The sequence below is a fragment of the Mesorhizobium sp. M0106 genome (assembly GCF_040322715.1).
Classification (GTDB): domain Bacteria; phylum Pseudomonadota; class Alphaproteobacteria; order Rhizobiales; family Rhizobiaceae; genus Mesorhizobium.
Window position 1 is genome coordinate 69,873 of record NZ_JAMYUA010000029.1, and the last position, 12,229, is coordinate 82,101.

Consider the following 12,229-nt stretch of genomic DNA (forward strand, 5'->3'; position numbering starts at 1 on the left):
GAAAAGTCCCCTCCCGTGTCAGAACGCGTCCATCCTGGCCGCGACCTTCGCGATGAACCTCGTCCGCTTCTCGTCGGTCGACAGGTTCATCGAGTATTGCGCGAGGTAGGAAACCGACCCGCCGGGCTTGATCGTCGCACGCAGCACCCGCTTGACCAGCTTGCGCGGCGGGTCACCCATCAGCATGGCGCGGAACCGGCTGCCGCCATAGGTCGTGACCGCGACCACCTTGCGAATATTGTGCAGTGACGGCTGCACCTTGCCGTCGACCAGCTTGAACGACACGCCGGGCAGGAAGACGCGATCGAAAAAGCCTTTCAGAATGGCCGGATAGCCGAAGTTCCACACCGGAAACGACAGCACCAGCGCCTCGGCCCGCAGAAGGCGCTCGATATAGGCTGACGCCGGATCGCCGTCGCTGCGTTCGTCGTGATAGGACAGCCGTTCGGCCCGCGTCAGCCTGGGATCGAAACCCTCGGCATAGAGATCGCAGTCGTCGACGACATGGCCGGCGGCCTTCAGCCGCTCGATGATCGTCCGGTGCAGATCGGCGTTGAAGCTGGTCTCCACAGGATGAGCATAGAGGACGAGGACGTTCACAGGAGAACATCTCGCAAGTCGGCACCAAGCACCCCCCTCTGCCCTGCCGGGCATCTCCCCCTCAAGTGGGGAGATCGGCTGTCAGTATCGCTTTCGCCAGTTGACGACGTTGGAAGATGGTCGAGACGATGGAACTGCCAATCTCCCCCCTTGAGGGGGAGATGCCAAGTGGTGGCAAAGAGGGCAGGCCAGAGGGGGGTACAGCGCCACACGCCCGTCATCGTCTCAAACCGCCTTCTCCAGTCCCTTGAACAGGAACGACTTGCCCGAGCGATAGTCATAGTCCGGGTTCTCCCAGGCGATCATCTTGCCGGGATTGAGCAGGCCTTGCGGGTCGGTCTCGCGTTTGAAGGCGAGCTGCACCTCGTCGGTGCGCTTCATGCCGCCTTCTTCCAGCGTGTAGCGGTGCGGGTTGAAGATCCAGCAGCCATTGTCCTCGTGGATGCGGATGATCTCGTCGAGCCGCTCCGCCGTGGTGAAGCGGACCAGCGGCAGCCCTGCGATGCCGATGGCGCCGTCGAAGCGGATGAATTCGAGATGCGCCGGCACCTCGTCGCCGAAGCGGTCGACCATCGCCTTGACGTGGCCGAGGTGGTCCGGCGACGGATAGCGGGTCTGCAGATAGGTGATCGTCGGGTCGACCCGGATGGCACGCAGCGTCGTGTGATTCCAGGTCAGCTCATAGGCCGGCGGCAGCCCCTTGAGATCGGCCTCCTTGTCGGCGCGAAAGACGATCTCGCCCTTACTGCGCGCCGTGAAGGCGAGGAAGGCATCCATCGCATGCGGCGCGATCATCAAGACGACGATGCTTTGGCTGCGCCGGAAAAACCGCTGGTGGCGCTTGAAGTAATCGTAGGGGATGGGTGCTGCGATCGGCGTGATCAGTTTCGCCAATATGCCGTCCTGAATGGCGAGATCGTTGCCGAAGCCAGCCGCATCCATGAAATCGTCGAAGCCGACGATGACGTCGATCCAGTCATAGCTGGCGGTCAGAGGCATCTCGACTTCGGTGATGATGCCGTTGGTGCCGTAGGCGTGCATCACCTTCAGCACGTCCTCGCCGGTGAGCTCCATGACCCGCGGCTCAGCCTCCATCGTCACGGTCCTCAGCCGGATGACGTTGCCGAGGTCGCGCAGTCCGCCCCAGCGGATCGAGCCGATGCCGCCGGAGCCGCCGGCGACGAAGCCGCCGATCGATGCGGTGTTGTAGGTCGATGGCGACATGCGGAGCTCCTGGCCGGAATGCGCCCGCGTCGCTCTGTCGATGTCGGCGAGCACGGCGCCGGGGCCGGTGACGACACGGCCGGGGGCGATCGTCTTGACCGCGTTCATTTCGGCGAGATTGAGCACCACGCCGCCGGACAGCGGCATCGCCTGCCCGTAATTGCCGGTGCCACTGCCGCGCGGCGTCACCGGGACGCCGTGCCGGTGGCAGGCGGCGAGAATGCGGACGACCTCGTCTTCGGTTTTCGGCGTCACGATCAGGTCACCGGTGACGTGCTCGAGCTGCTGCTTCAGCACCGGGCTGTACCAGTAGAAGTCGCGGCTCTTCTGCTGGACGATCGCCGGATGGTCGTCGATCTTCAAACCGTCCAGGTCGCGCTTGAGCGCCGCAATATCCATCATTCCACCATCAGATCATCGAGTTCGGCATAATCGGGCAGCTGGCGCTCGATCGCATGGCCGTCGCGCACGACGATGCGATTCGATTCGGGCCGCGACAGCAATTCCGTCCAGCTTCGCCCCCTGAAGACGACGAAATCGGCCGGCGCTCCGGCGGCAAGCGTGCCGAAACCGTCGAGCCGCATCACCTTGGCCGGCGTCGCGGTCACCGCTTGCGGCCAGTCGGCGACGGGATGGTCGAGATGCAGGATGCGCGTCGCCATGCGATAGACCTCCAGCATGTCGAGATCGCCATAGGCGTAGAACGGGTCGCGCGTATTGTCGGAGGCGACGGCGACGGCAATGCCGCGCGCCTTCATCTCGTGCAGCAGCGTCACCCCGCGCCAGCGCGGCGTTGTCCTGTCGCCTCGCCGGTCCTGCAGATAGAGATTGCACATCGGCAGCGACACCACCGCCAGGCCGGCCTTGGCGACCTTATCCAGCGTGTCGAGCACGTCGAGGTCGGGCTGGCGCGCCAGCGAGCAGCAATGGCCGACCAGGATGTTCCCGTCAAAACCGTTCCAAAGGGCTGCTTCGGCGATTTTCTTCAGCGAGATCGCCGAGACATCGTCGGTCTCGTCGGCGTGGAAATCGAGGTCGAGGCCATGCTTGATCGCCTGCGCGAACACCTGGTCGAGCAATTCTTCGAGATCCGGCACCATGTAGGTGACGACGCCGAGGACACCCTTGGCGGCAGCCACCCGTTTGGCCAGCCTCTCGAACCATTTCCTGTCGCGCACGCCCTCGATGCCGAGCAGGCAGGCCGCCTGCAGCTCGATGCGGCCGCGCCATTTCTCCCGCATTGTCTCGAACACCGGCCAGGAGATCTCTTCCTGCGGCGCAACGCTGTCGAGATGCGTGCGCAGCGCTTTGGTGCCATGCGCGTAGGCGCAGCGCAGCGAAAAATCCATGCGGCGGCCGACGTCGTCGGCGCTCCAGCGCGCCGCGCGGTCGGCGCCGGTGGCGTTCAAAGCGGCCATGAAGGTGCCGTCCGGGTTGGGCTTTCGGGGCCAGATGTGGCCCTTGTCGATATGGGTGTGGCAGTCGACAAAGCACGGCAGCACGATGCGGCCGCCGAGATCGGTGGCGTCCGCCGGTGCTGCCGATCGCCGATGCGCCGCAATGCTGAAAATCCTGCCGTCGGCGACCGCGACATCTGCGAGTGCAAAACCGTCGGCGTCGGAAGGAGCGGCAAGGCCGAGCGTCAGGGAGGCGTGAAGCCGGACCTTGGAGAGGACGAATTGGCCGGATTTGGGGATCATCGCAGAGGTCATCGCTGCCCCTCATCCGGCTGCCGCCACCTTCTCCCCGTATAGAGACGGGGAGAAGGGGCTGACCGCGACCGCGGCGCACTTTCAGCAACGCTGGTGATGGGCGAGATCGTCGAGGAAGGCGTCCTTCTCCCCGTCACTATACGGGGAGAAGTGCCCGGCAGGGCGATGAGGGGCAGCGCTGACGCCGGGATGGGCGACAGGCAGCTTTTGCCTACAAAACACGGTACCATCACCGCTCCTGCCTCAGCGCGCTCTCGTGCCAGCGCCGCAAAATGAGATGCGAAATCAGCGACAGCACCAGGAAGATCAGGATGCCGGTGAGCGAGATCAGGATCAGCGCCGCGAACAGTCTTGGTGCGTTGAGCCGGTAGCCGGCCTCGATGATGCGCGAGGCGAGGCCGGACGACTGGCCGGTGGCGCCGGCGACGAACTCTGCCACCACCGCGCCGATCAGCGACAGGCCGCCGGCGATCTTCAGCCCGCCGAGGAAATAAGGCATCGCCGCCGGCAGCCGCAGATAGCGCAATTGCTGCCAGCGGGTCGCACCGTTGAGCTTGAACATGTCGCGCAGATTGCGGTCGACGGAATTGAGGCCGAGCGTGGTGTTGGAGAGGATCGGGAAGAAGGCGACGATCCAGGCGCAAAGCAAAAGCTTCGTCGTCTGGTTGTCGACATAGATATTGATCAGCGGAAAGATCGCGACGATCGGCGTCACCTGCAGCACGATGGCGAAGGGAAAGAACGACATCTCCACCCATTTCGATTGAGCGAACAGCACTGCCAGCCCGACACCGCCGACCACGGCGAGAAGCAGGCTCAAGAAGGTGATCCGGAGCGTCACCAGCAGCGACGAGAACAGCAGCCCGGCATCGTCGTGCAGCGTTTGCAGCACCACGCCGGGGCGCGGCAGTATGTATTTCGGAATGTCGTTCCAGACACAGATGCGGTCCCACAGCCAGATGGCCAGGATCATGATCGCCAGCGGCAGCAGCCATCTGCCGATGCGCTCGAAGCGCTCCTGGCGGACGCGGCGCGCCTCCTCCGGGTCGAGCGCCAAGACTGATTCTTCAATGGCCGTCATGATGCGGTCCGGCAGTTGAGTTGATGGCGCCGATCAGCACGTCGGATGCCTGGCGGCAGAGCGCGGCATAGTCGGGCGAGGTGCGAAACGCCTCGTCGCGCGGATAGGGCGCGTCGACGGCAAGCTCGGCAAACACCCGGCCCGGCCGCGCCGCCATGACGACGACGCGGTTGGAGAGGAATACGCTTTCGAAGACGCTGTGGGTGACGAAAACGACGGTAAAACGCTCATCCTGCCATAGCTCCAGAAGATCGTTGTTGAGCTTGAAGCGGGTGATCTCGTCGAGTGCGGCGAACGGCTCGTCCATCAACAGAATGCGCGGCTTGGTCACCATGGCGCGGGCGATCGAGACGCGCATTTTCATGCCGCCTGACAGTTCGCGCGGCACGGCCTTCTCGAAGCCGGTCAGGTGAACCCGCGCCAGCATCTCCATCACCGCCGGCGCCGCCTTGGCCCGCGACACACCCTTCAGACGCAACGGCAGCCAGACATTGTCGAAGACGTCGGCCCAGGGCAGCAGCGTCGGCTCCTGGAAGACGAAGCCGATATTCGAACGCTCGAGGGCGCCGCTGCCGCGCCAGTCGAGCACGCCCGAGGTCGGCGTCGACAGGCCGGCAATCAGCCGCAGCGCCGTCGATTTGCCGCAGCCCGACGGCCCGAGCAGGCTGAGGAAATCGCCCTCCCGGATCGTCAGCTCGACATTGCTGAGCGCGGTGACGCCGTTGGAAAAAACCTTGCCGACGCCACGCAGCGCCAACAGCGTCGGCTCCGATACACTTCCTGGCTGTTGCGCCACTTTCTCCAGCTTCACGGCCTACTTCTTCAGGTCGAGCCCGACGCTCTTGTTGACGAAGGCCAGCGTGTAGGCCTTCTTGATGTCGATACCCGCCGGCGCGACCTTGGCCTTCACCATCTTGTCGTAAAAACTCTGGATGCGCGCGTCGCTCATGGCGCCGATGCCGAGCTTTTCGCTGTCGCCGGAATCGACCACGCCGAACTTCTTCAGCTGCTCGATCGAGAAAGCGATCTGCTCATCCGTCATGTCCGGATTTTCCTTCTTGATCATCTCGTTGGCGGCCTTGTTGTCGCCGTAGAGATAATTGTACCAGCCTTTGGCCGAGCCATCGACGAAGCACTGGACCACCTCGGGCCGCTTGTCGACCGTCTCCTGCATGGTCTCGACCGTCGTTGCATATGTGTCCCAGCCATAGTCGGCCAGCAGGAACTGGTTCGGCGTGAAACCGCCTTGCTTCTGGACGGCGAATGGCTCCGAGGTGACGTAACCCTGCTGGATCGACTTCTTGTTGGCGATGAACGGCGCCGGGTTGAAGGTGTAGGGCGCGCGCTTGGCGGCGTCGAAGCCGAGGTCGGTGACCATCCACTGGAAGAAGGTCTGCGCACCTTCGTCGCCGAGGATGTACTGGTCGGCGTTCTTCAGGTCTTCCCATTTGTCCAGCCCCTGCCCGGGATGGGACATGATGACCTGCGGGTCCTTCTGGAAGTCGGCCGCCACGACGCGCATCGGTATGCCTTGCTGCACGGCATCGAAGGCCGACAGCAGATTGCCGCCCATGTAAAAATCAATCTTGCCGGCCAGCAGCAGCGGCCGGCCGCTGACCTGTGGGCCGCCCTGCATGATCGTCACGTCGATGCCGCAGGCGGCATAGGTGCCGTCCACCACGGCCTGGTAGTAACCCCCGTGCTCCGGCTCAGCCAGCCAGTTGGTGCCGAAGGTGACTTTTTCGTTCGCTGCCGCGGCAAGCGTGCCTGCGCCAAGCAGCACGATCACGCCCGCCGAAATCTTGAGTTTTCCGTACATCCACACCACCCTTTGTTCGCTCCGGCGCGTCACGCGTCGGGCTCGACACCATTGTTTCAAGAAGCAAGACACATGCCACCGGCGCGTTGCGCCGGGACCGCCCGCTTGTGCAATGCCCGCCTGTGCAATGGCGGCGCGAAGGCCGGACGGGTCATGCTGTACGAAAGGCATCGTGCCTATTTTTTGATCGCCTGTCCACAATCGCCCTCGTGACATGCACCGCCATCTTGATGCCCGCATCGATCCGGCCTTAGAGCGACGTGCGTCCACTTGGACGCACAAAGTACGCTCTAAAACTTTGAATCTTCGCATCGTGCTTTCCGAAAATCGATCCCGATTTTCGGGCCGATGCGATAGGCTGCCGTGAACGGAGATTGCCATGTTCAAATTTCTCACGCCGAAGTCGATCAAGCCGCCCTTCGCCCGCTACAGCCATGGCGTCGAACTGCCGCCCGGAAAGCGGCTGGTTCTGTGTTCGGGCCAGGTCGCGATCACAGCGGATGACCAGATCCCGGAAGGGGCCGGCGCCCAAACCGAACTCTGTTTCCAGAACATATCGGCGATTCTCGGCGAGGCGGGGCTCGGCCTGTCCGACATCGTCCGCATCAATGCCTACGTCACCGACCGCGCCTTCCTGCGCCCCTATATGGAGGTTCGCGACCGACTGTTCACCAGCCCTGCGCCCGCCTCGACGCTGATGATCGTGTCCGGTTTTGCCCGGCCGGAATTCAAGGTCGAGATCGAGGTGATTGCGGCGGGATGATCGACAGCCGATCGTTCCCGCGTTAGGTCTGGGCTTGTCGGTTCAAGAGGGCATGACATGACCGCTGCAAAAAAACGCGTATGGTGGGGTGACTACCGGACCACCGAATACGCGACCGTCGATCCTGAGGCGACCATTGCCGTTCTGCCGCTGGCGGCGATTGAGCAGCACGGCCCGCATCTGCCGGTCTCGACCGACACCTCGATCATGAACGGCATGCTGGAAACGGTGATCGCGCGCCTGCCCGGCGATCTCGACATCCGCATCCTGCCGGTCCAGGCGGTAGGCAAGTCGAACGAGCATTTGCATGCGCCCGGCACCCTCACTCTGCCGGCGACAACCTTGGTCGAGGCGTGGACCGAGCTTGGCCTGTCGGTCGCGCGTTCCGGCGTCCGAAAACTGATTGTCGTGAACTCGCATGGCGGCAATGAGGAGATCATGGGCATCGTCACCCGCGAATTGCGCGTGCGGGCAAAGATGCTGGCGGTAAAGACCAGCTGGCAGCGTTTTGGCCGGCCGGCCGGCATGTACACCGAGCTCGAGGACCGCCACGGCATTCATGGCGGCGACGTCGAGACCTCGCTGATGCTGCACTTCCGGCCCGACCTCGTCGACATGGGGAAGGCCGACAATTTCGTGTCCAAGGTCGCCCGCGCCGAAAAGGAATTTGCGCTGCTGCGCCACACTGGAACACACGCCTTCGCCTGGATCGCCAGCGACCTCAACCCGAATGGCGTGGTCGGCGACGCCAGCATTGCAACCGCCGAAAAAGGCCGGCTCACCGCCGAGCATCAGGCCGACGGTTTCATCGGCCTGCTGAGGGACGTGGGCAAGGCAAAGCTGGCGGATTGGTTGGCGTAGGTGTTTGATCCCACCAGATCAGGCCTCGCTCACGAGGGGCGATTCCATTCGCGCGCGAGGATCCTCACTTCACGTCTTGAAGCGGCGACACCGTGTAGATTTCGTCCAGTATCTTCACCATCAAGGTGTTGGCGGTCGCCTGGCCGTCGAGCGCGAGAGTCAGGTTGGTCCATATGACCAGGGTGACATCATTGGCCGGATCGTAGCCCATGAAGGACTGGTAACCGGGCATCTCGCCTTCGTGATAGTAGATTTCGTTAGGCCCGAAGGTCAGCGTTAGGATGCCATAGCCGTATTTTTGCATGGCGGGTTCGCCCGGCTCCGGCGCCTCAGGGCTTGCAAGCCACTGCCGCTGGAAATCGGCATTGAAGAGCTTGCCCCCGACCAGCGCGCGCATCCAGGTCGCGAGGTCATCCGCGGTGGAGATGACTCCGCCAGCCGCAAAGTAGGCGGACGGGTTCTGCCATGTGTCGTCGTTGGGCTTGAGCGTTCCCGCCCTGGCCGCAGCCTGGAGGTCGTCCGGATAGGGCGCATCAGCCAGGGCGTACGAAGTACTGCCGTAGAGATAGCCGTTTGAGTATGGCTCGGGGATGGCGTTCGACGTGCTCGGCGGCAAAGCGGTGTTCTTCATGCCGAGCGGCCCGAACAGGCGGTCCCGGAAGATGGTCGAGAGCGGCTTGCCGTCGATCTTCTCGGCAACAAGGCCGAGCAGATAGTAGTTGGTGTTGTTGTACTCGAATTCGGCACCCGGCGCGAAGTCCGGCGGCCGTTTGAACGCCATGCCGAGTACTTCATCAGCGGTCCATACCCTGTAAGGATACTTGTCCAGGCTTTCGGCAAGTTCCGGCGCATTGGTGAAGTTAGGGAGGCCGCTCCGCATTGTTATGAGCTGCCGAATGGTTATCTCGTCGCCGTTGGGAACGCGCTGGACGTATTTCGAGATCAGATCGGCGAAGCTCAGTTTCCCTTCCTGCACCAGTTGCACGATGACAGCGGCGGTCATCGTCTTGGTGTTCGAGGCCGCACGGAAGTGGGTATCGGCGCGCGGCGGGTTCGTGGCACCCAGTTCAGTCGTACCGTAGCCGAAGACGAGGTTGCCCCGCGGAGTCTTGAGCAAAACCATGGCACCGGGCAGCATAAGTTCCTTGGCCAAACCCTCGACAGTGGCTTGGAGCGCTGCCAGGTCGATCGACTTGAGAGCCGGCATGGACGCGGCCATGGCGCTGCCTGTCGCGCAGACCACGCCAACAACCATGGCCAAAATTCTCCCGATCATCATTCGCCCCTTGGCCGTGTGCTAGAACTCCTGCGCACTTTTCCTGGAATTTGTTTTTAGGCTCAGATTTTCAATTCGAACGGCGTGCCTTCGAAAGCATCCGCGCCGCGCCCGATCGCCTGGATCGCTTCGATCATCCGGCCTCTGCGATCGAGCAGTGCGTCGGCAATTGCGATCAGCCGAGGATTGGGTGTCGCCGTGGGCGACAGCGCGCGCAGCGTCTCGGCCAACTCGGCCTCGTCGCGCTTCGGCGCCAGCGCTGCCGCGATGATGTAGGCCGAGGCGGTCGAGCGGCTGATGCCGGCATAGCAATGCACCACCAGCGGCCGCGAGCGATTCCATTGCCGTGCGAAATCGAGCAGGTTCAGAACATGCTCCTCGCCCGGCATCGTCATGCCCTCTTGCCCCACCGCAATGTCATGCATGACCAGATGCAGATGGTTTTCCCTGGTGATCGAGGCCGGTCGCATCACCTCCGTTCCGGCGGCAAGCAGCGAAAGCAGCCGGCCGGCCCCGGTCTTCGTTACCGTTTCCTCGACTTTGGACAGCGAGCAGACATGGATCATTGGGTCGTTTCTCCCTTGGCATTATCGTCGCGCCGCGAGGCCCAGCCGGCAAGTGCCGATTCGAGCCGCCGCCATTCTTCATCGGCTCCCGGCAGGCCGGCGCGCAGCACATCCGGACGATCGGCGAAATGCCGAAGCAGGATGCCGCGCTGGCCGAGCACCGAAAACAGGCCGGCGGCGTTCGCCAGCCTGAGATAGCGGAACAGCGTGGTGCCACCGGCGACAGGCACGCCGAAGCGGCCGAACAGCGTATCGAGCCGTGCGGCATCCTCTGCCAGACGGCGCCGCATCCCGGCCTGCCAGCCGGTGTCGGCAAGCGCCCTTATGCCATATTCGAGCGCCGGCCCGGCAACCGCCCATGGCCCGAACTGCGCCTCCAGCCGCTCGACCGTCAGCGCATCGGCCAGCACAAAGCCAAGCCGCAGGCCGGCCAGGCCGAAGAACTTACCGAACGAACGCAGCACGACGATGCCGCCCTGGTCGACGTCGCCGGCCAGGCTTTCGCTGCGCGGGCCGACATCCATGAAGGCCTCGTCGACCACCAGCAGCCCGCCTCTGGCGCGTAATGTCCCGGCAAGTCGAAGCAATCTTTCGCGCTCGACGACGCGCCCGTCCGGGTTGTTGGGATTGACGACGACGGCAAGGTCGGCCGCCGCCAGGGCTTCGAAATCATCGACTTCAGCCGCCGCATGGCCGGCGATCGCCGCTGCCCGCCGATGCTCGGCATAAGTCGGCCCGAGCACCAGCGCCGTGCCCGGGCTGACCAGGGAAGCGACGCGCGGCAACAGGATCTGCGTGCCGGGCGCCGCTGCGACATTCGCCGCCGACGGGGCGCCATAGGCGCTTGCCGCGAGTTCAGCCAAGTCGCGGCTGCGCGCTGTTTCCGGCAATCGCGACAGGGCGGTGGCGGGCAAATCGAAAAGCGGGTATGAGTGCGGATTGATCCCGGTCGAGAGGTCGACGAAAGGCAGCGGCGCGTGAGGGAAAAGCGCCCTCGCCCGGCCAAGGCTTCCGCCGTGGTCCACTGCCGCCGTCACTCCATCAAGAGACTTCATGCCGATCCTGATCACTTTCCTGTCGCTGGCCATCGAACTTGTACTCGGCTACCCGGCCCGGCTCTTCGATGCCATTGGCCATCCCGTCACCTGGTTCGGCAGGCTGATATCCTTTCTCGACCGCAGGCTCAACCGCGCCACTGATTCCGACGCCCACCGTCGCGGCTGGGGCGTCGTCGCGCTGCTGGTGATCGTGCTGGTGCCGGCCGCCCTCGCCCTCTGGCTCGAAACCTTGCTTTGGAGCATTCCCCTCGGCTTGTTGGTCACCGCAATCCTGGCGACGTCGCTGCTGTCGCAGAAGAGCCTGGCCGAGCATGTCGAAGCGGTCGCCGACGCACTCGACAGCGGCGGACTGGATATGGGCCGCATTGCCGTCTCGCGGATCGTCGGTCGCGACCCGGAAAAGCTCGACAGGGCCGCTGTCTGCCGCGCCGCGATCGAAAGCCTGGCCGAGAATTTCTCCGACGGCGTCGTCGCGCCGGCCTTCTGGCTCGGTATTGGCGGGCTCGCCGGCGGCGTCGCCTACAAGGCCGCCAACACCGCCGATTCGATGATCGGCCATCGCACCCCGCGCCACGAAGCCTTCGGCTGGGCGGCTGCGCGCTTCGACGATTGGATCAATCTGCCGGCGTCGCGGCTGACGGCGCTGCTGATCGTACTCGCCGCTTTCCTGGTCAAGGGCGCCGACGCCAAGGGCGCCTGGCACGCCGTGCGGCGCGATGCGAAAAAACACCGCTCACCCAATGCCGGCTGGCCGGAAGCAGCGATGGCCGGCGCGCTCGGCCTGGCGCTCGCCGGCCCCCGCTCCTACGACGGCGTCATGGTCGAAGACGCGTTGATGGGCGAAGGCGGCCGGCACGATGATGTCGAGAGCACCGACATCCGACGGGCGCTGAAACTCTACCGGATCGCCGACTTTCTGCTGATCGCGCTGTTCGGCGTGGTTTCGACGGTCATTATTCTGATGTGAACTTCGCCCGATCTCAGGCGAAACAAAAAACCCACCATGCGGCGGGTCGTTGGAGCCAATTAGCACCATACCGAAATTAGTAGCATAGCTGCCGGCACAAAGCAAGAACAAAATAGGGCGCCTTCAGCCTTGAAGGTTCGCAGCTTAGTTCCAGCTTGGGTTCCTCGCCCCACGAAAGTGGGGAGAGGTGGCTCGGCGAAGCCGAGACGGAGAGGGGAACCGCGCTCTACGAAAGCCCCCTCTCCGGGCCCGGGGCGGCCCCCACACCCCCCCCGGGGCGGCGGGGGGGGCCCCCAAAATAT

12 protein-coding genes are annotated in these 12,229 nt (G+C 63.9%); 3 read left to right on the forward strand and 9 right to left on the reverse strand.

The annotated features are described in order from the left end of the window. Positions 1-18 precede the first annotated feature (18 nt). From NKJ55_RS24515 to NKJ55_RS24540, 6 genes are all read right to left on the reverse strand, one after another. On the reverse strand, positions 19-600 hold the full coding sequence (locus NKJ55_RS24515) for an NAD(P)H-dependent oxidoreductase (RefSeq protein WP_352452127.1): 582 nt from the start codon (positions 598-600) through the stop codon (positions 19-21). A 225-nt stretch (positions 601-825) separates the two neighbouring features. Beyond that, complete coding sequence (locus tag NKJ55_RS24520) at positions 826-2,226, reverse strand: FAD-binding oxidoreductase (protein ID WP_502901479.1); 1,401 nt, start codon at positions 2,224-2,226, stop codon at positions 826-828. Next, on the reverse strand, positions 2,223-3,524 hold the full coding sequence (locus tag NKJ55_RS24525) for a cytosine deaminase (protein WP_352452140.1): 1,302 nt from the start codon (positions 3,522-3,524) through the stop codon (positions 2,223-2,225). Before NKJ55_RS24525 ends, NKJ55_RS24520 begins: the two co-directional genes overlap by 4 nt. A 241-nt stretch (positions 3,525-3,765) precedes the next feature. Next, complete coding sequence (locus tag NKJ55_RS24530; protein ID WP_352452128.1) at positions 3,766-4,617, reverse strand: ABC transporter permease; 852 nt, start codon at positions 4,615-4,617, stop codon at positions 3,766-3,768. Further along, on the reverse strand, positions 4,604-5,428 hold the full coding sequence (locus tag NKJ55_RS24535) for an ABC transporter ATP-binding protein (protein ID WP_352452129.1): 825 nt from the start codon (positions 5,426-5,428) through the stop codon (positions 4,604-4,606). Before NKJ55_RS24535 ends, NKJ55_RS24530 begins: the two co-directional genes overlap by 14 nt. 3 nt (positions 5,429-5,431) lie before the next feature. Further along, positions 5,432-6,436, reverse strand: coding sequence for an ABC transporter substrate-binding protein (locus tag NKJ55_RS24540; protein WP_352452130.1), 1,005 nt, complete (start codon positions 6,434-6,436; stop codon positions 5,432-5,434). A gap of 379 nt (positions 6,437-6,815) precedes the next feature. Between NKJ55_RS24540 and NKJ55_RS24545 the strand changes: the two genes are divergently transcribed. Together NKJ55_RS24545 and NKJ55_RS24550 are read left to right on the forward strand one after the other, a co-directional pair. Then, a complete protein-coding gene (locus NKJ55_RS24545; protein WP_352452131.1) occupies positions 6,816-7,199 on the forward strand; it encodes a RidA family protein in 384 nt (127 codons plus the stop codon). A gap of 57 nt (positions 7,200-7,256) precedes the next feature. Continuing rightward, positions 7,257-8,060 (forward strand): creatininase family protein, encoded by an 804-nt coding sequence (locus NKJ55_RS24550; RefSeq protein ID WP_352452132.1) that lies wholly within the window; start codon positions 7,257-7,259, stop codon positions 8,058-8,060. Positions 8,061-8,124: 64 nt separating this feature from the next. Here NKJ55_RS24550 and NKJ55_RS24555 read toward each other — a convergent pair whose 3' ends face one another. From NKJ55_RS24555 to cobD, 3 genes are all read right to left on the reverse strand, one after another. Next, positions 8,125-9,279 (reverse strand): serine hydrolase domain-containing protein, encoded by a 1,155-nt coding sequence (locus NKJ55_RS24555; protein ID WP_352452133.1) that lies wholly within the window; start codon positions 9,277-9,279, stop codon positions 8,125-8,127. A 119-nt stretch (positions 9,280-9,398) separates the two neighbouring features. Then, positions 9,399-9,902, reverse strand: a complete 504-nt coding sequence (locus NKJ55_RS24560) for a tyrosine phosphatase family protein (protein ID WP_352452134.1) — start codon at positions 9,900-9,902, stop codon at positions 9,399-9,401. Next, positions 9,899-10,957 carry a threonine-phosphate decarboxylase CobD gene (gene cobD / locus NKJ55_RS24565; protein ID WP_352452135.1) on the reverse strand — a complete coding sequence of 353 codons (1,059 nt, stop codon included), beginning with the start codon at positions 10,955-10,957 and terminating at the stop codon, positions 9,899-9,901. The genes NKJ55_RS24560 and cobD overlap by 4 nt, the downstream gene beginning before the upstream one ends. Here cobD and cbiB point away from each other — a divergent pair. Continuing rightward, positions 10,956-11,927, forward strand: coding sequence for an adenosylcobinamide-phosphate synthase CbiB (cbiB, locus tag NKJ55_RS24570; protein WP_352452136.1), 972 nt, complete (start codon positions 10,956-10,958; stop codon positions 11,925-11,927). The two genes, cobD and cbiB, sit on opposite strands and share 2 nt — an antisense overlap. Positions 11,928-12,229: the final 302 nt, after the last annotated feature.